Here is a 23539-nt window from a genome sequence, read left to right as displayed (position 1 = left end):
ACGATAAAAACCCCCTCCGGTGCGGGGGTTTTTATTTATATCTATCAATTATTTCTACCATAAATTCTCGAGTTATTATCCGTCAATTACTTAATTGCTAAGTAATGACTCGCAAGCATATTATTATCTTTACAATAAACATTTATTTAAATATGTCTCTATTATTTATTTTGCATAATTTTTAATACTTTCCCAAAACTAATCGTTTTCCTTCCAATTTTAGTCATGCCATCTTCCGGTAAATAACTGAATTTAACATACAGAATTGGGCCACTTTCTCTTTGCTTTTCATCTAATTTATGTAGTGCATCCTGCAGACTTTTAAGATCATTCGGAATACCTGCGGCATCAGTAATGATAGTATTGAATGGTAAAAATTTCTGTGCCTGTTCAACGGTCTGTATTAATAGATCATTAAGAGGGAACAATCCGGTAAACCGTTCCTTGACCACGTAAGGGGCAATACCCATATAGATATCAGGTAAATCAGAGATATGATTCTCAATCCCACTGGTTTCATTACTAAGCAGGAAATCTGCGATCTCAACGGCCGTTCCCACCAGTACCAGCGGTTTAGTCCCAGCCCCTTTCTCAGAAAAGAGATATTCATTATTGGAGTCTTTGACCGCTTTTTTCAATTCGCCACGGTCAACAATCAGGCTGTAATACTTCCCTTCCTTAATTTCTGGTGTAGGTTCTCGCCACATATCAGCGGTTGCAAAATGGGGTATGCCACTGCCTATAACCCCCATAAATAACAATAATGATGATGACATAAGTTTCTTCATAATTAATCCATATAAAATAATGTAATTTATTGAGTCATAGCAAGATTAGCGCTATCGACAGAAGAGTATTGAAAGTTGACATTTTTACACTTTTCATTAAATAAATAACTCATGTTTTAACCTTAATTAATGCATGACTGTGTTATTGCTAGCACTAGCAAATTAATTTAACAAAGTTGATTTAATTAAAAGTCACTTTCAATTCTATGATAGTCATATCACATAGTATTCATACTGTTTTCTATTACTCATGCCTTATTTATCATTACAGATAAGGCGGGCAATACTGTCTTTAGCGTGAGGAGAGGAGATGGCTACTGAGGGATTAAACTAATGGCTCTGTATCCAGGTGAGCGTTGCCTTATATAACATTAGCGGAGAGTCTCTTGCGACACTCTCCGCTGGTTTAAATGCGAACGTTATTATTTCACTGCTATTGTGACTATTTCAGATATTGCCCAGAGCGCAACGCTTCAATACGTTTATCCAACGGTGGATGTGACATGAACAACTCGCTGAATGATTTAGATTTACCGTTAATGCAAAAAGCCATCATGCTGCCTGCTTCCTGGGGCTCATAGCTAGTCTTCAAACGCTGCAATGCGGCAATCATCTTCTCGCGCCCTACCAATTTTGCTGAACCCGCATCGGCGTAGAACTCACGATGACGCGAGAACCACATGGTAATGATACTGGCAAGAATACCAAACACTAACTCCAATACCATTGATACGGCAAAGTAAACCATTGGGTTGCCGGAACTGCTGCCCTCATTGTCACGGTCGCCAGACAAGAAGCCAGCGGCAACTTGCGCAATCAGGCGTGAAATGAAGATAACAAATGTATTCACAATCCCTTGAATCAAGGTCATGGTGACCATATCACCGTTAGCCACATGACTAATTTCATGGGCAATAACGGCTTCAGCCTCATCACGACTCATATTTTGTAGTAGGCCAGTACTGACGGCGACCAGTGAAGCATCACGGCGAGCCCCCGTCGCAAAGGCATTAATATCCGGGGCCTGATAAATAGCGACTTGTGGCATAGCAATGCCAGCCTGCTGAGACTGGCGACGTACGGTCTCCAGCAACCAACGCTCAGTCTCATTACGTGGCTGTTCAATAACTTCACCACCCACTGAACGCAAAGCCATCCATTTGGACATCAGCAACGAAACGAATGCGCCGCCAAAACCAAACAGACCGGCCATAATCATCAGCCCCTGCACACTGCTGGACTGAATACCTGTCAGGCTAAGTACCAACCCGAACACCAACATAACGGCCAGGTTGGTGAGAAGGAACAGAGCGATACGCATCATAAAAATTTATTTCCTTATTGTGTTAATTGGCGATCGTACTAAATCGACACTGCATTAAGTCAAAATAGGTATTAAGTCATAATTGCCATAAATCTGGATGATGACTTAGCCAAATTACTGCTGAGATATGCTGATCGTATGGGCATCTGATAAATTTTCAAGGCTTGTTAAGTTCTAAGAGAGTAAATCAACATAACTTTACAAATTTGGATACTTTTCATTACATATCTTGTTATTTTTTCGCCAATTAATAAGTTTCACTCTGACAGAACGCAAAAAAAAATCCGGGCTCAACAGAACCCGGATTATTAATATCAGCCGCCATTATTTGGCAGTTGTTGCCGCCGCAGTTGCGGGTTGAGGCTCAACCTGTAGCTGTACTTTTTCTTTATGGGCTAAATCCAAGGCGATATGCACAGTTTCATCCAGATAAGGATCCGGCTCCTGATAGTCTTTTGGTAGATCTTCCAATGACTTCAGTGGCTTTTTACCTTCACGTTTGAAACGCTCATTTAAGCGGTTCAGGCGAGTGGCATCATCATCATGGTTCTCTTTCTCGCGTTGAGCATAATTGAGAGAAACAATGTTTTTCTTATCCTTCAAAGCCTTATATCGTTCAATGTCTTGCTGAATATGTTGGAACTCAGGATCAGCGGCGATACGTGCCGCGTGAACTTTGAGTAACTCGGGCTCCAACGGCTTCAGATCACCACTCTTGATATAGCTGGCAGCATTGATGCTGTCCCATGGCAAGGCATTGTCTTCAAAACTTTCACCCGTTTCCGCCGGATCGACACCTGTTGGCATCACAATATCCGGGGTTACACCTTTGCGCTGAGTACTGCCGCCATCTACCCGGTAGAATTTCTGGATAGTGTATTGCAATGAACCCAATGCAGGCCATTCAGGGCGCAGCATCTGATCGTAAATACGATTCAACGAACGATACTGTTGCACCGTACCTTTACCGAAAGTCGGTTCACCGACAATCAGTGCTCGGCCATAATCCTGCATTGCCGCTGCAAAAATTTCAGAGGCGGATGCGCTGTAGCGGTCAACCAAGACCACTAGCGGGCCTTTGTAGTACACCACACCGTCAGTATCACTGTCTTCGCGCACTTTGCCATTATTATCCCGAACTTGAACCACTGGACCACTCGGAATAAACAAACCGGACAACGAAACTGCTTCAGTCAGTGCGCCACCACCATTGCTACGCAAGTCAATGATAATGCTGCTGACGTTCTGTTTCTCCAACTTCTGTAATTGCACCTTGACGTCTTCAGTCAGGCCAACATAGAAACCGGGAATATCCAATACACCGACACGCTCTTTGCCGATGGTTTTCACCGACATTTTCACCGCACGGTCTTCTAAACGAATACGTTCACGGGTCAGCGTAACAGTACGAGGTTTAGTTCCTTTACCCGCAGGTAAAATCTCCAAACGGACTTTACTGCCCTTTGGTCCTTTGATTAGCGCGACGACGTCGTCAAGACGCCAGCCAATCACGTCAACCATAGGTTTACCCGTTTGACCAACGCCGATTACCCTATCACCCACCGCGATAGTTTTACTTTTCGCCGCCGGGCCCCCAGGAACCATAGAATTGATTAACGTGTAATCATCATCCATTTGCAGGACAGCACCGATACCTTCCAGAGACAAGCTCATCTCGGTATTGAACTGTTCAGTATTGCGTGGGGAGAGGTAATTGGTATGTGGGTCAATTTCGTGAGCAAACGCATTCATGATCAACTGGAAGACGTCTTCGCTATTACTCTGCGTCAAACGCTTAATGGCTGCCTGATAGCGTTTCGTCAGCGTTTCTTTGATCTCTTTATCCGTTTTACCGGTTAACTTCAAATTAAGCTGATCGTATTTTACTTTTGCGTCCCAAAGCTTATTCAGCTCGGCTTCGCTGGTCGGCCATGGGGCTTTGCTGCGATCAATATCAATGGTGTCATTACCGGTAAAGACCATCGGCCGGTCTAATACTGACAGCGCATATTGATAACGTTCAAAGCGGCGTTTTTGCGCCAAATTAAACAAAGCATAAGGTGTATCTAGCTGACCTGATTTTAACTCATCGTCCAACGAATGTTTTTTATCCGCGAACTGTGCCACATCTGATGCCAACAACACGTTGTGGCTGTAATCCAGCATGTTGAGAAAACGATCAAATATCTTGGCTGAAAACTGATCATCCAATGCAAATTGACGATAGTGAGAGCGAGTGAAGCGCGATGTTACGCGCTCACTCACGGTTGCATGCTCTGGTTCCTGGTGTAATTGAGGAAGTTGATCGATACGATATGTAGTATCGGCCGCGTAACTCGCCCCCGCCAGTAACAAGCCTGCGATTGCTGTTAGTCTGACAAAATTGTTCATGCCTAGGTTGGCCTCCGTATCAGAACTGCAAGTGTTCTGCGCGCACAATCATCGCCAGACCGGAAGATAGCTGCACCCGTACGCCATCTTTAGCGATTTCTAATACGGTTGCGTCCATCGCACTCTTACCTGCTCTGACTTTGATTTCTTGACCAATTTGCAGTTTAGAGATATCTGTGACCGGCACAGGGCGTGGCTGGTTTTCCTCAGCCTGTGGACGAGGTGGCCGAGCTTGTTGCGGGCGAGGTGACTGACGAGGCTTGCGGTTTTCCACAGGAGCACCCGCTTCACGGCGCGGCGCAGGTTTTTTACCTGCCGGACGTGGGCGACGTGGTTCTGGGGTTTCACCCGCAGCAATGGCAGCTTCGCGCTTTTTAGCTTGTTGTTCAGCACGTTGTGCTTGAACACGGGCTTTCGCCTCTTCCAGCTGTTTGCGGGCATGTTCGACATGTTGCTCTTCCAGCACACCACAAGGGTTGCCATCCAAATCAACACGTTCAGCACCGACTTTGACCCCATAAAGATAACGCCAGCTTGAGGTGTAGAGACGCAGCGCAGAACGCAATTGCGTTTTGCTTAAATTCTCTTCCCCCTGAACACGTTCGACCAGATCTTGAAAAATACCGATCTTCAGTGGACGTGCTTCGCCTTCGGCGGTGAAGCAAAGCGGGAACCGCTCAGCCAAAAAGGCTATGACTTCTTTACTACTGTTCAACTTAGGTTGATTTTCCATGAAATTTCCTGATTACAACGGGTTTGCCAACCAGCGCAGGCATGAACAGGCGTCATTATAATGACGCCATCAGCAATTGCCACGTTATCCGTATATCAACTTGCAGTCTGTATGACATATTTTGAACTGTCACACAGTTCCAGATGCTCGCAAAGCCCCGCCACAACTGAGATCAAGCCCAATTCGTCGTCTTCATCAAAGCGATCATAAACTATGCTGTCGATATCCAAAACGCCGATAACTTTCCCCTGAACCGTGATTGGCAGCACAATTTCAGCATTACTGGCAGCGTCACAGGCTATATGACCGGGGAATGCATGCACATCACCGACTCGTTTAACACGGTTTTCTGCGACCGCGGTTCCACATACGCCTTTCCCGACAGGAATACGTACGCAGGCAATTTTCCCCTGAAAAGGACCCAGCACCAATTGCTTACCATCGAGCAAGTAAAATCCAGCCCAATTTAAACCATCAAGGCGTTCATAAAGTAAGGCGCTAGCATTAGCCAATGTAGCGATGAAATTGGTTTCACCGGCAATCAGGGCACTCAAATCACGTTTTAATTCCGCGTAGAATTCTGCTTTTTTCATGTAATGACCGTTAGAAACCTAAGAATAGCCAGAGGCAATAGATACGCGTAGCTTATATAAAATAATCATTAAATGCTCTTAGCTACAAGGTTATTCCGCGCTAATAAAGCAAAAGAGTTATCAACATTGGCAGTTTGAGCCTTTTTACCCCTTGTTTTGAGTGATTGCTCTGCTACCATCCGCGCTATTCTTTATAAACCGGTGTCGGTGTCAGGGTTTTACATAATGAAGATAAATGCCATTCAACGCCCCTTATCCACGGCACGGGTTCAACGATGCTGCCAGTGTGATGCCCTGTTTAGCTTGCCGCCGCTCAATGGCCAGCAAACGGCGTATTGCCCGCGTTGCAGTGCGAAAATTACCAGTGGGCGCGATTGGTCACTCACCCGTCTGACTGCAATAGCTGCCGCTATGCTGTTACTGATGCCATTTGCTTTTATCGAACCGCTTATCACTATCCGCCTGCTCGGTACCCGCATTGATGCCAGCTTATTAGAGGGTATCTGGCAGATGAGCAGCCAAGGTGACCCTATCACCGCAAGCATCGTGGCATTTTGTACCCTTGGTGCCCCCATTACACTGACCGTCTCTATCCTCTATCTGCGCATTGGCAGCCGGATTGGCATGAATCTACGCCCAATATTGCTGATGCTGGAACGTTTAAAAGAGTGGGTCATGCTGGATATCTATCTTATCGGCATGGCAGTGGCCTGTATAAAAGTCAAAGAATACGCCGACATCATGCCAGGCAGCGGATTAATCGCTTACCTGACACTCACCTTGCTCAGCATTTTGGCACTGGTACACCTGAATCTGGAACAATTGTGGGAACGGTTTTATCCACAAGAGCAGCCTCCCGGTCCAAGAGAAACACTGCGCGTTTGCTTGTCTTGCCAATATACCGGGCATCCTGATGCTTTGGGGCGCTGCCCGCGTTGCCATACCCCATTGCGCCACCGGCGGCGTCATAGCATCCAAAAAACCTGGGCGGCGCTAATCGCCTCTATAATATTGTTGCTTCCCGCAAACTTACTGCCGATATCAATTGTGTATGCCAACGGCACTCGCATGGAAGATACTATTTTCTCTGGTGTGGTTTCTTTGGCCTCATCGGGCAATTTGCCGATAGCCGCCGTGGTGTTTATCGCCAGCGTGCTGGTGCCATTTACTAAAGTCATTGTCTTGATAACATTGCTGCTCAGTATTCATCTAAAGACCCAGCACAGTCTGAAAACTCGCATGCGATTGCTGCGGTTGATTACTTGGATTGGCCGCTGGTCGATGCTGGACCTCTTTGTTATTGCGCTCATGATGTCGCTGATTAATCGCGATCAGCTCCTTTCTTTCACTATGGGGCCAGCAGCCTTTTATTTTGGGTCTGCGGTTATTTTGACTATCCTTGCTGTTGAATGGCTGGATAGCCGATTGATTTGGGATGCACATGCAACAGGAAACGCCGAGTACACCGACTGAGGCACAAATTAAGCATAAACGCCGGATATCGCCTTTCTGGTTGCTGCCTTTTATCGCCCTGCTGATTGCCGGGTGGCTGGTTTATAACAACTGGCAAGAGCGCGGCACCGAGGTCACGATTGATTTTCAGTCTGCGGCCGGGATTGTGGCTGGGCGAACCCCGATTCGTTATCAAGGTGTTGAAGTCGGGATGGTGCAATCCATCAGTCTGGATGATGACCTGCGTAATATTAAAGTTACTGCCAGTATCAAAAATGATATGGAAGACTCGCTACGCGAAGGCACTCAATTCTGGTTAGTGACACCCAAAGCATCCTTAGCCGGGGTTTCCGGGCTGGATGCATTGGTCGGGGGCAACTATATCGGCATGATGCCGGGCGAAGGCAAACCTCAGAACCACTTTAGTGCACTGGATACCCAGCCTAAATTTCGGATGAATACCGGCGAGTTAATGGTTCATTTGCATGCGCCTGATTTGGGATCTCTGAATAACGGCTCACTGGTTTACTATCGTAAAATTCCAGTCGGTAAAGTATATGATTACAATATTGCATCTGATAATACTGGCGTTGTAATTGATGTGCTGATTGATCGACGTTTTGCCAAGCTGGTTAAAAATGATACTCGCTTCTGGAACGTCTCTGGTTTCAAAGGAGATTTCAGTCTGAGTGGCGCATCGGTGCAAATGGAAAGTCTGGCGGCATTGGTTAATGGTGCCATTGCCTTTGATTCACCACCAAACAGTCAAAATGCCAAATCAGACCAGCCTTTCCAGCTTTATGCCGACTTAGCCCACAGCCAGCGTGGCGTGGCCATTACCTTGGACCTTCCTAATGGGAACAACCTGAGTGAAGGCCGCACCCCACTGATTTACCAAGGGTTACAAGTAGGTACCCTGACTAAAATGATACTCCAACCGGACAGCAAAGTGACCGGAGAGCTCACCATTGATCCGTCAGTGGTCGATTTAATGCGTACCGGTACCCGCATTGAAATGAATAGCCCACGAATTAGTCTTAATAATGCCAACCTAAGTGAGCTTTTGACCGGCAATACATTGGAGCTCATTCCCGGAGAAGGTGAACCGCAACAACGTTTTACCGTCCTACCCAGCAGCAAAAGTCTGTTACAGCAGCCCAATGTGCTGGAAGTGCAATTAACCGCACCACAAAGCTATGGCATTGATGTCGGCCAGCCTATCGCCTTGCATGGCGTTAAAATTGGCCAGGTATTAACCCGTGAGTTATCCGCCAATGGCGTCAATTTCACTGCAGCTATTGAAGCGAAATACCGCGATTTAGTACATAAAGACAGCAAATTCGTAGTAAATAGCCGCATCGACGTGAAACTCGGTATTGATGGGATTGAAGTGCAAGGTGCCAGTGCGCAAGAGTGGGTTGATGGCGGCATTCTGATTCTACCGGGCAGTAAAGGTGAACCTCTGGGTAAATATCCGTTATATAGCAGTGTGGAAAAAGCCACCGACGGGATTTTAGGTAATGGCCCGGCCACCACATTAACACTCACCGCCAACAGCTTGCCTGATGTGCAAACGGGTTCCGTAGTGTTGTATCGCAAGTTTCAGGTTGGTGAAATTACCCGCGTCAGGCCGAAAGCCAATGAGTTCGAAGTGGATGTTTATATCCAGCCAGAATACCGTAACCTACTCACTGATAAGAGTATTTTCTGGGCTGAAGGCGGAGCGAAAGTGCAATTGAACGGCAGTGGCCTGACCGTGCAAGCCTCGCCACTCAATCGAGCGCTAAAAGGGGCTATCAGCTTTGATAACCTTGAAGGAGTGACGCTAGATAAAGGGGCCAAGCGGACACTTTATAGCAATGAAACCGCGGCTCGTGCGGTCGGTAGCCAGATTATCTTACGTACTTTTGATGCCAGCAAACTGGCGACAGGTATGCCAATTCGCTATCTGGGCATCAATATTGGCCAGGTTGAGTCACTGAAACTGGCACCAGAACGCAATGAAGTGTTAGCCAAAGCCGTGCTCTATCCTGAGTATGTGCAAAGCTTTGCTCGCGCAGGGACCCGCTTCTCTATTGTTTCACCAGAGATTTCCGCCGCAGGGGTGAACAACCTCGATACACTGTTCCAGCCATACATTAATGTAGAGCCGGGCAAAGGCGGGATATTGCGCACCTTTGAGCTACAAACTGCGACGATCACCGATTCTCGTTATCTTGATGGGCTGAGCATTATTCTCGATACCGCCGAAGCAGGATCGCTGCAAGTTGGCACTCCGGTGCTGTTCCGAGGCCTTGAGGTGGGTACCGTCACAGGGTTCAATCTGGGAGCGATGTCTGACCGGGTGCAAGTCTCGCTACGTATCAGTCAAAAATTTCATCAATTGGTGCGACAAAATACTGTGTTCTGGCTGGCATCGGGTTATAACCTTGAATTCGGCCTGACCGGTGGCGTAGTGAAAAGCGGTACTTTCCAACAGTTTATTCGCGGTGGTATTGCTTTTGCCACCCCACCAACCACCCCACTGGCCCCGAAAGCCAATGTGAATCAACACTTCTTACTCAACGCCGAAGAGCCGAAAGACTGGCGCAATTGGGGCACCGCGATACCACGTTTCTAGTTAATATTGATCTTCAGGGTAGCCCGTCATGGGCTGCCCTAAGAGCCATTACGGCAAACGTCGAGTACACATTGCCGCAACCAACGATGTGCAGGATCGGCATCCATTCGTGGGTGCCACAACATAGAGACGGTAATGGATGGCGAGGTTATGGGTAGCGGGAAACTATACATGCCTTGACGTAAATTTAGAGTGTGTCGTTCGGGGACGGTGGCGACTAAGTCAGAATCTTTCACCAACGCTAGTGCAGTTGAAATGCTATCAACGTAAGTGACCCTATTTCTATCCAGCCCCAGTAATTGCAAAGCATCATCCATCGGCCCTTTATGGCCCTGACGCCGTGAAATAATAATATGCTGCTGAGTGGCATAACGGCCAGGGGTTATTGCCCCTTCGCTTAAGGGATGCCCCGCCCTGACCACACCAATAAAACTATCACGAAACAGCGCGCGCGTACGCAATTCTGGGCTGGCCGAAGAGCCGACCACTCCAGTTTCCAGATCAACACTACCATCACGAAGTAACAGGCTGTCTTTATTCAGTTTTTGCATAAAACGCAACTGTACACCTGCCGCGTCTTGGTTCAGTCTTTTTAACAGTGCCGCACCAAAGTTTTCGACAAAACCATCACTGGTTCGTAAGGTGAAAATTCGGGTCAATTGAGCAAGATCCAGTTTCTCCGCAGGGCGCAGAACAGATGTTGCGTCCTGCACCAGTTGACTGACCTGCTCACGTAATTCAAGCGCTCTTGGTGTTGGCACTAATGCCCGCCCAGCCCTAACCAGCAAAGGATCGCCAGTGGTCTTACGTAATCTGGCCAGTGCCCGGCTCATTGCTGACGGGCTCAGTCCCAATCGCTGGGCAGCACCAACCACACTGCCTTCCGCCAACAGCACATTGAGTGTGATTAATAAGTTGAGATCAGGTTTTGTCATGCTCTGACTCTAGCACAGGATCATGACATGGCGTTAGATGCATGCATAAACTGCAAATGGTGCGTCTTCCGCCTTATGAGGCAATGAAATAGTCTCCTGTTAATGTCTTTCAGGAGTGCTTCATAAATGAAAATCGATACTAGCAGCATTAATTTACACCGCGCTGACAACAGCAGTCTGCGGCAAAAGATTATCAGCCTCTCACTGCCAATGCTGCTTTCCTCACTCGCCACCAGTATTGCTAATGTCGGATTACCCACGTTAACACAGGCTTTCAGCGCCTCTTTTCAAGATGTGCAATGGGTGGTTTTAGCCTATTTACTGGCAGTGACTACATCAGCTATCAGTATTGGTCGCCTGGGGGATATCACCGACAAACGTCAACTGTTAAAAACTGGAATTGGATTGTTTACTCTGGCATCCCTAGGGTGCGCACTTGCGCCAACCATTGGGATTTTGATTGCCGCACGTGTTCTACAAGGGCTGGGGGCTGCCACCATGATGACTCTAGCTCTGGCGCTGGTTAGTGAAACAATTAGCCAGGAAAAAACCGGACGAACGATGGGGATGCTCGGCACGGTATCCGCTATTGGCACCGCGCTTGGGCCTTCGCTCGGCGGCATGCTCATTTCAGGCTTTGGCTGGTCAGCCATGTTTCTCATCAATATTCCTTTGGGACTTTTAGCTCTATGGTTAGCATCGCGCTATTTACCTAAAATCGCTCTGCCACCACGTCAATCTCAGTCTGGATTTGATCCACTCGGGATGCTGTTACTGGGCCTAATCCTGGCACTGTATACACTCGCTATGACCTTGGGACAGGGCACTTTCGATGCCTTCAATTTTATCTTACTGGGGGGAGCCGCTGCTGGCATTGGATTATTTATCTGGGCAGAGAAGAGAGCTGCATTTCCCTTAATTCAAATGACGATGTTGCGGCATTCCGTGCTACGTAATGGGTTAATCATGAGTGCATTAGTCACCACCATCATGATGTCCACCCTCATTGTTGGGCCATTCTATCTTTCATCTGCACTCGGTTTACCTGCGCAATGGGTTGGATTAGCCATGTCTGCTGGCCCGATGGTCGCGGCACTCTGTGGTTTTCCAGCCGGTTATTGGGTAGATAAACTGGGCGCTAACATGATGGTTGCTCTCGGGTTATTGGGGATCACCATCAGCGCCATAGCATTGGCAGTCATCCCACCGACGGCGGGGGTTTTCGGCTACGTCATACCGGTCTGCTTAATTACTGCAGGTTATGCCATCTTCCAAACCGCCAACAACACTCTATTAATTAAATCAGTTGGCATCGATCAACGAGGCGTGACTGCCGGCATGTTGAATCTTTCCCGCAACCTTGGACTTATTACGGGAGCATCAGTTATGGGGACGGTCTTCTTCATCGCCTCCGCCGCTCAAAACACCACGTTAGTCACAGTTGCGGATATCACTCGTGGCATGCAATTTACTTATCAGGTTGCTGCGCTACTAGCGCTAATAGCTTTAGGAATAGCTGCAATTAATTTGAAAAACAAACCTTACCAATAAAGATTTTTTGGGGAACAGCGATTGTCATTCATTATTCGGCTGAATGGATTCAAATTAAAGGTTTCAGGCCCTTAATCATCAATTTCTCTTTAATCTAAGGGTGAATCTGCCCTGCTTGCTTTTTCACTCATAGCAGCAATAAGTCAGAAATATGAGATGGATAAGTGATTTTTTACTTAATGTTAGAGACTTTCTGAATCTTGCTGCTATTAATTAAATGTCTAGATTTTTTAATGATTACGGTCATGAACCTCGGTTGCGCCACGTTATTGGCTCAACCTCTGTCTAGATTACCTGGTTGCAAATTATATGATTAAGGAAGAAATAATGAAGAAAACCTTACTTATTATAGGTTCGCTGACTTTATTAGCCGCTGCTCCACCAGCAGAAAGTGCAGGTTCTGTAACTGGGACGCTAGGAGCCACATTAACGATTATAACTGGCTGTTATATTAATGATGGCACCGCCACTGGTGGGTTGACGAATTTAGGCACCATCAACTTTGGTACCGTCTCGACCTTGAATACCGGGATAAGAGTGCCCTACAGCAGTACGTCCAGTGGCGCATTGAATTTATACTGTAGCGCTAATACAGCCTACAGTATTGCCATAGATAATGGCTTACATGCTTCAGGTACCCAGCGCCGTTTGTTAGGTGGCACCTCAGAATATGTCACCTATAACCTGTATAAAGACTCCGGATATGCCCAACCATGGGGAACAGCAGGTTCTGACCTTCTCACTGGTACTGCAACCACCATCACCACAGCAATTCCACTGACGGTTTATAGTGAAGTTCCGACACAGGGCACCCCTAGCGTCAGTGCTTATACCGACAGTGTCAACGTAACCGTCAGTTGGTAGTGGGTATGGCGCAGGGCATCATGCCGGATAACTCACTGATAATGATTTATAAAATAGCTTTTTTATCGCTATTCGTCGCGTTGTTATTACTGCAAGTTTATCCGGCCCACGCCGATTCAAAAAATGCCAACATCACTGTTAGTGCCACCTTATTGCCAACCTGTATTGCTGGCACTGTTGTCGGTGGTGCCACCAGTTTTGGCATTCTGAATTTTGGTTCTGCCACCATACTAAACACACCGATTGCCGTTACCGGGCAGGCCAACACCGGAGCAATTTCCGTGCAATGCAGCAAGAGCACCAGCTTTACCGTACTACTCGGTGCCGGGCAAAGCGGTAGCGTCAATAGTCGTTATTTGGCGAGTGGGACCAGTAGCCAGCATGTGAATTACAACCTGTATACCGACGCGGCACATAGCCATATTTGGGATAACACCGTGGGGGTTTCACAAGTAGCCACAGGACAGCCCGTCACCCTTCCCGTCTATGGATTGATACCCGCACAAACTACACCGCCGGTCGGCATATACACAGACACCGTGCAAGTCACGGTCAATTGGTAGGGAGGAGGCTATGGCGCATTACTGTTTCTATCCCGCCTGTGTTCAGTTACTGGTGCTGGCCCTGCTGGGCTTGCCTGGAGCCAGCAGTTATGGGGATACATTGAGCAGGCCATTTGCGGTTAAAGCCACCATTTTGCCAGGTTGTATTTTGGGCAGCGGTACTGCTGATAGCAGCAGTTTCGGTACGTTGAATTTTGGCAATGTGTCTTCACTCTCGACGGCGATTAATGTTGCCTCTAGCCAAAATGCTGGCTCAATCATTATTCAATGTAGCGGCACTCCCAGCCTCAGCTTAGCGCTCAATAGCGGAGCCAACACCTCAGGCAATATCGCCTCCGGTAGGCGACTACTCAATAGTGCCACCGGCGAGTATCTGTTTTATCAAATATTTCAAGATAGCGCCCGTAGTGTTGTTTGGGGCAATGGTAGCAATGGTGGTTCGGCGCAAGTGATCACCGCTAATAGCACCCTGCAACAAGTTATTTTATACGCACAATTATTTGCCAGCAGCACTCTACCCACTGCGGGGAATTACACAGATACGCTTTTAGTCACTATCACCTATTAAGCGACCTTTTATTGAATGTGGGTACTTTATCGACAAGGAGTTCACTATGACGAAATTAACATCGCTCTCATCGATGGTTGTACTGGCAATGGCATTAACCAGCGGCCCACTTTACGCTGCGTCTTCGGTTCTTATTTGGCCGATTGATCCGGTGATCAACAGTCATGAAAAAGCCACCGCCTTGTGGTTGGAAAATAGAGACAGCCAACCGGTTTATATGCAAATCAGGGTATTAGGATGGCAGCAAAAAGAGGGACAGGAAGATTACAGTAACCAAACAGCTATCCTTGCCAGCCCGCCGGTTGCCACTATCTTGCCGGGTAAACGTCAACTGGTTCGCCTGATTAAAAACACGCAAGTTCCGGCAGGCCAAGAGCAGGCTTTTCGGATACTGATTGATGAAATTCCTCGCAAAGATCCTAATGATGACGCGCCCACCCCAGCCCTGAATATGGGGTTAAAGTTTCAAATGCGCTACTCCGTCCCACTGTTTATCTATGGTGAAGGTCTGAAATCGGAAGATGCCAATAATCCCGCAACGTTTTTCCCATTAAACCTAAGCTACAAGCTCATTTCGGATGGCGGTAAACAGTGGCTAGCGATTCGCAATCAGGGCCAGACTCACGCACGAATCTCTCGGGTCAGCTTGCAGAATAATAATATCAATAGTGGGTTGATGGGTTATGTACTGCCGGGCAGTGAAATGCGCTTCCAAGTTCCGCCATCGGCCCGCGCCGGGCAGTTAATGGCATCAGTAAACAGCAATGCCAAGCCTATCGTTATTCCTCATCAATAGATTGTTCTTATCTAAGAATATCTATTGATTGATGCATCTCTATGCATTGATAAACAGGAATATAAGGTTTGGAATGATGATCAAACTCAGGCTATCGCCAATTTTGACATTGATGTATGCCTCAATGGTATCCCCCATATTAATGCCTCAAATGGCAAGGGGGGGGGATTTGCCGCCTCCGCCATCTGCCGCGGTGATGCCTGACGCCACGCTATATCTTGAGCTGGTGGTTAATGGCCGTAACTTCGATGAAGCGGTGCCGGTGATCTTTCGCGGTGGGCATTATTATCTGACACCTGAGCAACTAAAAGCGGTGGGTTTGCCGCTGCCTGAAGCACACTCGCAGGAAGTTGCCATTGATTCGATAGATAAAGTCAAAGTCACCTATCAAGGCGACAGCCAGCAACTGCTCATTGATATCCCCAGCGAGTGGCTCCCCCAACAGCGGGTTAATACCGCCGCGGCACCTGACTACAATTTGGCGCAAAGCAGTCTTGGCTTGTTATTCAATTACGATGTTTATGCCAGCCAGGGGAACAATAGTAGTCAACCCAGTAATCTCTCAGCCTGGACCGAGCAACGCCTCTTTGACCGCTTCGGTGTCATCAGTAATACCGGTGTGTATCGTTCGACTCTGACAGATACCGCTGATGTCACCGTAGAGAAAGGGTATGTCCGCTACGATACCCAGTGGCGGTCAAATGATGAAGATCATATGCTGAGCACCACGGCGGGTGACCTGATAACGGGGTCTCTGGCCTGGAGCAGTTCAGTGCGCCTTGGCGGGCTGCAGTTATCCCGCAATTTTACCATCCGCCCGGACTTAGTGACCTATCCACTCCCCCAGTTTGCGGGTCAGGCTGCAATCCCCAGTACCGTAGACCTGTATATAGATAATTTTAGGACGCAATCAGCAACCGTTAATCCAGGGCCTTTTGTGATTGATAATGGTCCAAGAATTAATGGTGCGGGGCAAGCAACCGTTGTCACCACCGATGCCTTAGGGCGGCAAGTCAGCACCTCAATTCCCTTCTATGTTGCCAGTGATCTACTCAAGCCTGGTCTATGGGACTTCAGTGTTTCCAGCGGCATGCTACGTCGCAACTATGGCATTCGGTCTGCTGACTATGGTGATCCTGTCGCCACCGGTGTGCTCCGTTATGGCACGACACCTTGGCTAACACTGGAGGGTCGGGCAGATATTGCCAAGCAGCTGAATGTCGCTGGCGGTGGTATCAGTCTACGTGCCGGAAATTACGGTGTGCTGAATGGCTCCTACAGTCTCAGTCACGCAGGTAATGATGTTTTAGGCAGCGGCATTGCGCCAGACATCAATATCGATGCTTCAATCGCGCCATCCTCACCGCGATACGGGGGTAATGGTAATCAGTATTCATTCGGTTACAGCTATAGCAATGCTTTTTTCAGTCTAAATGCGCAGCGCATTACTCGCAGCACTGACTATGGCGATTTGGGAAATTATAAAAGTGAATACCGCCCCAGCCGGCGTACTGACCAAATCACCGGCAGTTTGGGGTTGGGGGCCTATGGGTCTATTGGCTCCGGTTACTTTGATGTTCTGGATGCTTTAGGGGAGCGGACTCGATTGGTCAACCTTAGTTACAGTAATTCTGTTTTTGGTAATACTAGCTTTTATCTCTCAGTAAATCGGGAAATTGGCAGCAAAGGCTATAACGCGCAGATGGTTTTCAGTATCCCACTCGGCGATTGGGGGGCTGGCAGTATCAGCAGCGTGCGTGATACCAATAATGTCTGGAGCCAGAGGGTCAACTATAGCCGATCAACTCCGACCAATGGTGGACTGGGTTGGAATTTAGCTTATGCCAATGGCAGTGGTGACAGCAGTAGCTATCAGCAGGCCGACCTGACATGGCGGACGCGGGTCATGGAGAGTCGGGTGGGTATCTATGGCAATGATAGCGACTATCGAACTTGGGGTGAAATGAGTGGCTCACTGGTCATGATGAACCGTGGGCTCTATGCTAGTAATACTATCAATGATGCCTTTGCACTGGTTTCAACCCATGGCTTCAGCCAAATCCCGGTCAGTTATGAAAATCAGCTCATAGGGACTACCAACGATGACGGCTATTTATTAATTCCGAATGTCACTTCCTATTATCAGGCGAAATTCCAGATTGACCCGATGAGTCTACCTGCGGATGTTTCCATGCCTGAAGTTGAGCACCGTCTGGCCATCAGTGAGCGTAGCGGTTATTTAATCGACTTCCCAATAGAGCAAATTACGGCAGCAACACTGCATATTGTTGATGAGTCAGGTAAAGATTTACCGAAAGGGAGCCCGATATTTGCCACTGAGGCCAAACCAGCCAGTTATGTTGGCTGGGATGGCATTGCATATATCGAACAAATTAAGTCACAAAATAGACTAAGAATAACCCGAGCTGATAATGGCATTAATTGTTATGTGCAATTTGCGCTCAAAGCCAGCAGTGGAATACAAAATATCGGCACCGTGGCCTGCAAATGAATGGGCATAAAATAACAGGAGAAAAAATGAGCCGGAATAAAATAGCGATACACCATAGCCGCATCTTCTTGGCTATAGCCACTTTACTGATATTAGTGACGGTATTTATGACGTCAACCGCTCAGGCTGACTCCTGCACTTTTAACGCGGGTACAGTGACTTTACCTCCCAGCTCTTCTGTCGCCGCGAATACCACACCCGTAAATGCCCAAGGGACAACGGCAATGACCTGTCCCGGTGCATTAATCACTATTGGGTTATTAGGTTCATATACCTTGTCAGCAACTATCACTAGCACAACCAATAATCTAAACCTCAAAAATGCGGCAGGCGATCTTATCCCTTATTCTATTTATGCCACCGGTGCTTTTGGTACCGCTTTGGGAATTGGGGGCAAATTGGATTATAGCGGCTCAAATCTTTTATCTATTAGCCTGGGAAACTTAAACGCTAATCTACCTATCTACATCCGCACCGGCAATAATGGCGCAATTAATGTGAACATCAGTGCCGGTACCTATACCGATGTGATTAATCTGGCCTGGAACTACAATATTTGCAAAGTGTTGAGTGTCTTGGGAGCTTGTGTCGGTTCTTGGCAAGGAACTGGAACCGGAACCGATATCTCCACAGTGACGGTCACATTAGTGGTCAGTAAGAATTGCGCCATTAATAGTGCGCAAGATGTTAACTTCGGCAGCTTCGCCTTAGTAGGTCAGTTCAATCCCATCAGCCAAACTATTACCCTCACCTGCACCAAAGGCTCGACCTTTAATACCTATGTCACGACCGGCGATAACCCGGTAACTAATTGGCAGCAAATGAAACTGACATCTTCAACCGCCACTGACTATTTGCAATATCAGCTCTATCAAGGGACCTCGGGTACTACGCTGTGGAATGCAACCTCAATGCTGCCCGGAACAGGCACTGGCACACAACAGCTGGTCCCTTTCCATGCATTGGTTAATCCCAACCAGAGTCAGCGCACCCCAGGCAGTTATCAGGATAACGTAAGTTTGGTGCTGGTATATTAAATGCAAGTTTTATCTGAGGGTAAAAAACACATTTTTAAATTATTATTTTCACCTTATTTATTAGTGCAATAGAAATCAAAAAATAATTTGTAGTTAAGAAAATTCCGATTGAGCTGTACTAAATCTGTCCCTGTTATACAATCTGCGGGCTTAAATAATAGCCGACAGAATTCTACCTAAGGAAAGCCGCGATTAAACAGGAGTGGACATCATGACTGATTATGATAATCGGGAAAAATCAGCTGGCATTGCTCTATTAAAAGAAATGAACAGCTTGCGAGATATTATCGAAAATAATTCAGACTGGATCTGGGAAGTTGATGCTACCGGCTGTTACACCTTTTCATCGGCAAAGTCTGTCGAGCTGTTGGGCCGTCTTCCTCATGAAGTTATCGGCAAAACTCCCTTTGATTTTATGCCCAAAGATGAGGCTAATCGAGTAGGAAAGATATTTGCCGAGATTGTGGCTGCTCGTATCCCTTTTGCTGGTTTGCAAAACCGTAATACTCGTGCAGATGGCAGCGAAGTATTAGTTGAAACCAGTGGTATCCCACTGTTTGACGATAATGGTGAGTTCAAAGGTTACCGAGGTATTGACCGTAATCTCAGTGACTTACCTTATGATGCGGGTAAACGCTTATTTGAGCTCGAATCCATTTATTCCAATGCTCCCGCGGGTCTGTGCTTTATCGACACGACCATGCGCTACCTGACGGTAAATGATTACCTTGCTAAGTTATTAGGTAAAAATACGATAGAGATCAATGGCCGCAAAGTGGCCGATTTCTTACCCAGCATTGTCCCTATTTTGCAAAGTGCCCTATTAAAAGCCTATTGCAACGACAGTATCCCTGATGCTGAGTTTCAGATGCCGGATAAAAAGCGGGTGTTTTTCATGCGGATGAAAGCCGCCCGATACCCCAGTGGCCAAGTTAGCGGTTTGTCTGTTGCCATGATAAATATTACGCCATTAAAAGAGATGGAAGAAAAACTGCGCAGCAGCAAGCAGCATTACCGCAACATGGTCGAACTGAACCCACAGATTCCCTGGACCGCATCCCCTGACGGGATGATCACCAATGTCAGTTCCCGTTTTGAAAGAATTACCGGATTGACTCGTGAAGAAGCTTTGGCAGATAGATGGTTACGCACGATTCATACTGATGACCGCCATCCTACCCTGATAAGTTGGGAGCATTCTCTCCAAACTCAGGAGCCTCTCGACGTTGAAATTCGTTTTTGTCACGTGGAAAAAGGCTGGAACTGGATGCGTATCCGCGCCGTTCCTAGTGTAGATACTCAGGGTAATGTGCAGTGTTGGTATGGCACTGCCGAAGATATCCATGAACGTAAGCTATTAGAACTGAAACTGATTAAGGCCAATCGACGCCTGGAAATTCAAGCCAGAACCGATTCGTTGACTAAATTGCCTAATCGCCGAGAGTTCAAAAAAGTGTTGGCTCATGAATTTATGCGAGCTAAGCGCTCAGGCTCCCCATTATCAGTCTTAATGATTGATATCGATTATTTCAAGAATTTCAATGATTGTTATGGTCATATTTCAGGTGATGCCTGTCTGCGTCTGGTCGCTAGAGCCTTGCGCAAATCATTAAAACGCAGCACTGACATTGTCGCCCGCTATGGTGGTGAAGAGTTTGCGGCTATTTTGCCGGACACTGACCAGAAAGGAGCCAGTCTGGTGGCCGAACATATCTTACAATCTATCCGCGCTATGGGGATCAAGCACAGCGACAGTAAATTTCGCAAAGTGACCATCAGCCTTGGCGTAACCGTGTATCAAGCTCATCAGCACACCACTATTACTGATCAGGCCGACCTGATGCTGACTGCAGATCAAGCACTTTATTATTCGAAAAAGAACGGGCGCAACCAATTTAATTTGGCCGAACTTCCTTACTAAGGGTGGCGCGACTTTTTTTTGGTAGCTTCTTCTGGCACTTTTTTTTAGCTCAGCTATTCTCAATAAGGCGACCAATCTGGTCACACCTCATACCACTGGAAGTGGAAAGGAGCCTTTATGGGAAAAACGGTAGTAAAAATCCGAGACTTTGAAGTTGATGACGCCGTGTTATCCGCACCCCTGGCGAAGGGTGAAAATACACTCAGCATCCCCTGCAAGTCGGACCCTGAATTGTGTATGCAGCTAGATGGATGGGATGAGCAGACCAGTATTCCAGCAACGTTAGATGGTAAAGACCGACTGCTATATAAGAAGCATTATGATCGACATCAGGATGCCTGGGTGATGAGGGTAACTTGATTGAATCATTGGAAGATCCGTCAGCCCATAGCTAAATATATGAGTGACGGTTTCTTCTTTTACCATTCGGTTGTGCCACTCAATCCATGATAAATCAGAAGACCGATCAGCAAAAATTAGTTATCAGAACCTTTCTAACACTTTAAACTGCATGCAAATCAGCATCATGTCCGGGGAAAACATATCGTACTCCTCGAAAAAACGCTGCTGCGTTTTACGCCAGTAAGCCAGCGTCCGATCACCCTCACCTTCAGCTAAGGCGTGAGCCTCATCCACTTGATCAAAGGTTTTCAACTCAACATCGGTTAACTCGACAGCACATACCGGCTCATTGCGGCCATTAACCACAACAAATACATCCCCCACTTGCGGGACACCATCTTCATCTAATGCCGCACAGGTCGCGGTTTTAGTGCCATCCAGTACCAGCGCCAATAAATCATCTGCGACTTGCTCTGTATCGCCAAAAGCCCAACGCTCAGCGTTTTCATATTTTTGTGGAATGGTAGCCATGGTTTCATTATTCCTATTCGTAATATTATTGATGCAGCGCATATTACACTTTATCGCTACGAACTAATTCTCGCATCAATATAAATTTTCGCTACTATAACTCAGGTTGCGGCAAACAAATAAACTCCGCAGAAGCATTTCAAGTCGAACAACAATATTCAGATAAAAATAAGGACCTTATAGTGACCAAGCGCTTGCATACAAAGCATTGGAAAATGTTCTTGGTGTTACTTTGTATCTGTGGCGCATTAATGCTGCTACGGTGGGCATCAATGATTTTTGGCTGACCCTATCACCGCTAGCGTTTGTCTTTAGGCAAAAATAAGCAACCACATTTTGGGCAAACTAATGCCGTATTTTTATGCACTTTATCTGTGCTCTGCTCCGAAGTCGCACCACAGTCTGGGCACGTAATTTTCACTTTGGCACTGCTAACCCATTTTCTGACGTTATCAAGAAATGACATATTCCCGCCTCTCAGTTGTACAACCCTATTAGATTACGTTAATCGACAACACTAAACCGTGGTGTGGTCAGCGTTACTCAGATTATCTGTGCCGGATCAGATTTCGTTTACAGGAAAGAACCGGTTTTGCAGGAGACAATGGAAAGAAACAAGCGGAAAATAGAAAAATACGAGGGAGAACATTCACCACGCAGCATGGCTGGCATGCTTGGCGTAGTGAAATGGTAGGCAGGTTATTGGAAACCCTTGGTCGGGGATCAGTGATTCCATAATTCTTGGATCAACCCTCTGACCCGAACCTTGGAAGCACCGGCAACCAGGCTAATAATACGGTTAGCACTCAACGTAGAAACGTCGGTGTTCCATTCATCAAAAGAGTGATCAGCGTAACTGTCACTGAAAACCTTTTTTATCGAGGATTCAGCTTCAGACATCTCACTGAAACTCTTAGCGTTTATTAAGCACTGAGCAATGATTGAGACTTTTTTCATGTTTTATCCTTGATTATCGGTCGCATAGTGTAGCACAATTACTGCCTCTCTGATCATATGCTGGCTAAATTGTTTTCAATTCGCGCTAACCGATTGATAAAAATAAAGATTCATGGGTGACTTATCAGCCGCTAGTTGCTTGAGCCAGATTAATTTCAGTTTTAGTCGATCATAAAAACGCGACCAAACATCAGCATCTTTTCTTAAAAAACTTCTATCATCATAATCAAGTAACATAACATTCATTATTTATTCATTTATTGTGCGATTTTCATTCAATTGTCGTGCTATATTGTTATTGCTCTGTCATAACCAAAAGTTCTACTCGAAGTAGATAACCGAGGTATCAAATGATCAGCAATATCTTTCTTTATTCACTTTTTATTATTTATATCACTGCAGCCGTCGTTGATGGGTCGCTACCGCTATTCGACCTGATATAACCCGCCGGATAGACACTTGATTTAATGAGTAAGACGTTCTCTGCGTCGTTAAGCGCCATGTAGACGATGCCACTGATGACTTGATATGTGATACCAACAATGTTGGCTGAGGGGACTATCCGGGCTAACATTAGGATGAAGAAAAATCTTGGGCGCTCGCTCCATACCTATTCGTGCCATTAGTGCTTGTGAACGCAAATTAATTAGCGCAGTAAATGAAACAATCTCTGCCAAATTTAATTGCTTAAAACCCACTTCTAAAGCTGCTAATGCCGCCTCCGTAGCCAATCCCTGCCGCCAAAATGGATAAGCAAAACGCCAGCCTATTTCGATACAAGGTGAAAAAGGGAGTTTAGCTGTAGGGATATGTAACCCTAAAGCGCCAACAAACTGCCTGGATGCTTTGAGTTCAACCGCCCACATTCCCCAACCACGTTGCGCAATCAGTAGCTGATAATTGTCAGCCATTGCATCACTTTCCTCACGGGTTAAGGTTGCAGGAAAGAACTCCATCACCCGTTGGTCGGCATTTAACGCAGCAAATAGGTCCTTATCAGAAGGAAGCCACTGCCGTAGCCATAGACGCTCGGTCTCAACTTCAATCACATGCTTCATATG

22 protein-coding genes are annotated in these 23539 nt (G+C 46.7%); 12 read left to right on the top strand and 10 right to left on the bottom strand.

Annotated elements, in window-relative coordinates:
* Positions 1–161: 161 nt before the first annotated feature.
* The 5 genes from DJ58_RS20685 to DJ58_RS20705 form a co-directional block, all read right to left on the bottom strand.
* A complete protein-coding gene (locus DJ58_RS20685; protein ID WP_032910152.1) occupies positions 162–788 on the bottom strand; it encodes a hypothetical protein in 627 nt (208 codons plus the stop codon).
* A gap of 442 nt (positions 789–1230) precedes the next feature.
* Positions 1231–2112, bottom strand: coding sequence for a protease HtpX (gene htpX / locus DJ58_RS20690; RefSeq protein WP_004706518.1), 882 nt, complete (start codon positions 2110–2112; stop codon positions 1231–1233).
* A 324-nt stretch (positions 2113–2436) separates the two neighbouring features.
* On the bottom strand, positions 2437–4503 hold the full coding sequence (prc, locus tag DJ58_RS20695; protein WP_004706517.1) for a carboxy terminal-processing peptidase: 2067 nt from the start codon (positions 4501–4503) through the stop codon (positions 2437–2439).
* A 19-nt stretch (positions 4504–4522) separates the two neighbouring features.
* On the bottom strand, positions 4523–5236 hold the full coding sequence (gene proQ, locus DJ58_RS20700) for an RNA chaperone ProQ (protein ID WP_004706516.1): 714 nt from the start codon (positions 5234–5236) through the stop codon (positions 4523–4525).
* Positions 5237–5331: 95 nt separating this feature from the next.
* Positions 5332–5829 (bottom strand): GAF domain-containing protein, encoded by a 498-nt coding sequence (locus DJ58_RS20705; protein WP_004706515.1) that lies wholly within the window; start codon positions 5827–5829, stop codon positions 5332–5334.
* Positions 5830–6054: 225 nt separating this feature from the next.
* Here DJ58_RS20705 and yebS point away from each other — a divergent pair, with 225 nt between their 5' ends.
* Together yebS and DJ58_RS20715 are read left to right on the top strand one after the other, a co-directional pair.
* Complete coding sequence (yebS, locus tag DJ58_RS20710) at positions 6055–7302, top strand: membrane integrity lipid transport subunit YebS (RefSeq protein WP_032910151.1); 1248 nt, start codon at positions 6055–6057, stop codon at positions 7300–7302.
* A complete protein-coding gene (locus DJ58_RS20715; protein ID WP_032910150.1) occupies positions 7271–9901 on the top strand; it encodes a PqiB family protein in 2631 nt (876 codons plus the stop codon). Before yebS ends, DJ58_RS20715 begins: the two co-directional genes overlap by 32 nt.
* A gap of 38 nt (positions 9902–9939) precedes the next feature.
* Here DJ58_RS20715 and DJ58_RS20720 read toward each other — a convergent pair whose 3' ends face one another.
* Entirely contained in the window at positions 9940–10836 is an 897-nt protein-coding gene (locus DJ58_RS20720) for a LysR family transcriptional regulator (protein ID WP_004706511.1), read from the bottom strand.
* Between the two features lie 126 nt (positions 10837–10962).
* Between DJ58_RS20720 and DJ58_RS20725 the strand changes: the two genes are divergently transcribed.
* The 9 genes from DJ58_RS20725 to DJ58_RS20765 all read left to right on the top strand — a co-directional run bounded on the left by DJ58_RS20725 (position 10963) and on the right by DJ58_RS20765 (position 21008).
* Positions 10963–12387, top strand: a complete 1425-nt coding sequence (locus tag DJ58_RS20725; RefSeq protein WP_004706510.1) for an MFS transporter — start codon at positions 10963–10965, stop codon at positions 12385–12387.
* A gap of 327 nt (positions 12388–12714) precedes the next feature.
* The gene (locus tag DJ58_RS20730) at positions 12715–13251 is read left to right on the top strand and encodes a Csu type fimbrial protein (protein ID WP_032910149.1); all 537 of its coding nucleotides are present in this window, start codon (positions 12715–12717) and stop codon (positions 13249–13251) included.
* A gap of 5 nt (positions 13252–13256) precedes the next feature.
* On the top strand, positions 13257–13814 hold the full coding sequence (locus DJ58_RS20735) for a Csu type fimbrial protein (RefSeq protein ID WP_032910148.1): 558 nt from the start codon (positions 13257–13259) through the stop codon (positions 13812–13814).
* Positions 13815–13824: 10 nt separating this feature from the next.
* A complete protein-coding gene (locus DJ58_RS20740) occupies positions 13825–14382 on the top strand; it encodes a Csu type fimbrial protein (RefSeq protein ID WP_004706508.1) in 558 nt (185 codons plus the stop codon).
* 46 nt (positions 14383–14428) lie between these two features.
* Complete coding sequence (locus tag DJ58_RS20745) at positions 14429–15178, top strand: fimbrial biogenesis chaperone (protein ID WP_032910147.1); 750 nt, start codon at positions 14429–14431, stop codon at positions 15176–15178.
* Between the two features lie 73 nt (positions 15179–15251).
* Positions 15252–17690 (top strand): fimbria/pilus outer membrane usher protein, encoded by a 2439-nt coding sequence (locus DJ58_RS20750; RefSeq protein ID WP_032910146.1) that lies wholly within the window; start codon positions 15252–15254, stop codon positions 17688–17690.
* 26 nt (positions 17691–17716) lie between these two features.
* Positions 17717–18727, top strand: coding sequence for a Csu type fimbrial protein (locus DJ58_RS20755; protein ID WP_032910145.1), 1011 nt, complete (start codon positions 17717–17719; stop codon positions 18725–18727).
* 211 nt (positions 18728–18938) lie between these two features.
* On the top strand, positions 18939–20648 hold the full coding sequence (locus DJ58_RS20760) for a sensor domain-containing diguanylate cyclase (RefSeq protein WP_032910144.1): 1710 nt from the start codon (positions 18939–18941) through the stop codon (positions 20646–20648).
* Between the two features lie 117 nt (positions 20649–20765).
* On the top strand, positions 20766–21008 hold the full coding sequence (locus DJ58_RS20765; protein WP_032910143.1) for a DUF1480 family protein: 243 nt from the start codon (positions 20766–20768) through the stop codon (positions 21006–21008).
* Between the two features lie 123 nt (positions 21009–21131).
* On the opposite strand, the gene DJ58_RS20770 is transcribed toward DJ58_RS20765, so the two are convergent.
* Positions 21132–21521, bottom strand: coding sequence for an ASCH domain-containing protein (locus tag DJ58_RS20770; RefSeq protein WP_032910142.1), 390 nt, complete (start codon positions 21519–21521; stop codon positions 21132–21134).
* Between the two features lie 179 nt (positions 21522–21700).
* On the opposite strand from DJ58_RS20770, the gene yniD reads away from it, so the two are divergent.
* A complete protein-coding gene (yniD, locus tag DJ58_RS23775; protein ID WP_086019094.1) occupies positions 21701–21808 on the top strand; it encodes a small membrane protein YniD in 108 nt (35 codons plus the stop codon).
* A gap of 11 nt (positions 21809–21819) precedes the next feature.
* On the opposite strand, the gene DJ58_RS23770 is transcribed toward yniD, so the two are convergent.
* From DJ58_RS23770 to DJ58_RS20780, 3 genes are all read right to left on the bottom strand, one after another.
* A complete protein-coding gene (locus tag DJ58_RS23770) occupies positions 21820–21987 on the bottom strand; it encodes a YnfU family zinc-binding protein (RefSeq protein WP_004706500.1) in 168 nt (55 codons plus the stop codon).
* Positions 21988–22244: 257 nt separating this feature from the next.
* Positions 22245–22478 (bottom strand): hypothetical protein, encoded by a 234-nt coding sequence (locus DJ58_RS20775; protein WP_032910141.1) that lies wholly within the window; start codon positions 22476–22478, stop codon positions 22245–22247.
* Between the two features lie 491 nt (positions 22479–22969).
* Positions 22970–23536 carry a GNAT family N-acetyltransferase gene (locus DJ58_RS20780; RefSeq protein WP_004706497.1) on the bottom strand — a complete coding sequence of 189 codons (567 nt, stop codon included), beginning with the start codon at positions 23534–23536 and terminating at the stop codon, positions 22970–22972.
* Positions 23537–23539: the final 3 nt, after the last annotated feature.

This window comes from Yersinia frederiksenii ATCC 33641 (genome assembly GCF_000754805.1).
Classification (GTDB): domain Bacteria; phylum Pseudomonadota; class Gammaproteobacteria; order Enterobacterales; family Enterobacteriaceae; genus Yersinia; species Yersinia frederiksenii.
Note: the sequence above shows the minus strand (reverse complement) of the source record. Positions and strands in the feature narration are given on the sequence as shown.

Excerpts from the sequence above, each read along its gene's own strand:
- DJ58_RS20705 (WP_004706515.1), bottom strand. The coding sequence starts at position 5,829 with ATGAAAAAAGCAGAATTCTACGCGGAATTAAAACGTGATTTGAGTGCC.
- DJ58_RS20740 (WP_004706508.1), top strand. The coding sequence starts at position 13,825 with ATGGCGCATTACTGTTTCTATCCCGCCTGTGTTCAGTTACTGGTGCTG.
- DJ58_RS20720 (WP_004706511.1), bottom strand. The coding sequence starts at position 10,836 with ATGACAAAACCTGATCTCAACTTATTAATCACACTCAATGTGCTGTTG.
- DJ58_RS20685 (WP_032910152.1), bottom strand. The coding sequence starts at position 788 with ATGAAGAAACTTATGTCATCATCATTATTGTTATTTATGGGGGTTATA.
- proQ (WP_004706516.1), bottom strand. The coding sequence starts at position 5,236 with ATGGAAAATCAACCTAAGTTGAACAGTAGTAAAGAAGTCATAGCCTTT.
- DJ58_RS20745 (WP_032910147.1), top strand. The coding sequence starts at position 14,429 with ATGACGAAATTAACATCGCTCTCATCGATGGTTGTACTGGCAATGGCA.
- DJ58_RS20765 (WP_032910143.1), top strand. The coding sequence starts at position 20,766 with ATGGGAAAAACGGTAGTAAAAATCCGAGACTTTGAAGTTGATGACGCC.
- DJ58_RS20750 (WP_032910146.1), top strand. The coding sequence starts at position 15,252 with ATGATGATCAAACTCAGGCTATCGCCAATTTTGACATTGATGTATGCC.
- DJ58_RS20760 (WP_032910144.1), top strand. The coding sequence starts at position 18,939 with ATGACTGATTATGATAATCGGGAAAAATCAGCTGGCATTGCTCTATTA.
- DJ58_RS20770 (WP_032910142.1), bottom strand. The coding sequence starts at position 21,521 with ATGGCTACCATTCCACAAAAATATGAAAACGCTGAGCGTTGGGCTTTT.
- DJ58_RS20775 (WP_032910141.1), bottom strand. The coding sequence starts at position 22,478 with ATGAAAAAAGTCTCAATCATTGCTCAGTGCTTAATAAACGCTAAGAGT.
- yebS (WP_032910151.1), top strand. The coding sequence starts at position 6,055 with ATGAAGATAAATGCCATTCAACGCCCCTTATCCACGGCACGGGTTCAA.
- DJ58_RS20755 (WP_032910145.1), top strand. The coding sequence starts at position 17,717 with ATGAGCCGGAATAAAATAGCGATACACCATAGCCGCATCTTCTTGGCT.
- htpX (WP_004706518.1), bottom strand. The coding sequence starts at position 2,112 with ATGATGCGTATCGCTCTGTTCCTTCTCACCAACCTGGCCGTTATGTTG.
- prc (WP_004706517.1), bottom strand. The coding sequence starts at position 4,503 with ATGAACAATTTTGTCAGACTAACAGCAATCGCAGGCTTGTTACTGGCG.
- DJ58_RS20730 (WP_032910149.1), top strand. The coding sequence starts at position 12,715 with ATGAAGAAAACCTTACTTATTATAGGTTCGCTGACTTTATTAGCCGCT.
- DJ58_RS23770 (WP_004706500.1), bottom strand. The coding sequence starts at position 21,987 with ATGTCATTTCTTGATAACGTCAGAAAATGGGTTAGCAGTGCCAAAGTG.
- DJ58_RS20780 (WP_004706497.1), bottom strand. The coding sequence starts at position 23,536 with ATGAAGCATGTGATTGAAGTTGAGACCGAGCGTCTATGGCTACGGCAG.
- DJ58_RS20735 (WP_032910148.1), top strand. The coding sequence starts at position 13,257 with ATGGCGCAGGGCATCATGCCGGATAACTCACTGATAATGATTTATAAA.
- DJ58_RS20715 (WP_032910150.1), top strand. The coding sequence starts at position 7,271 with ATGCAACAGGAAACGCCGAGTACACCGACTGAGGCACAAATTAAGCAT.
- DJ58_RS20725 (WP_004706510.1), top strand. The coding sequence starts at position 10,963 with ATGAAAATCGATACTAGCAGCATTAATTTACACCGCGCTGACAACAGC.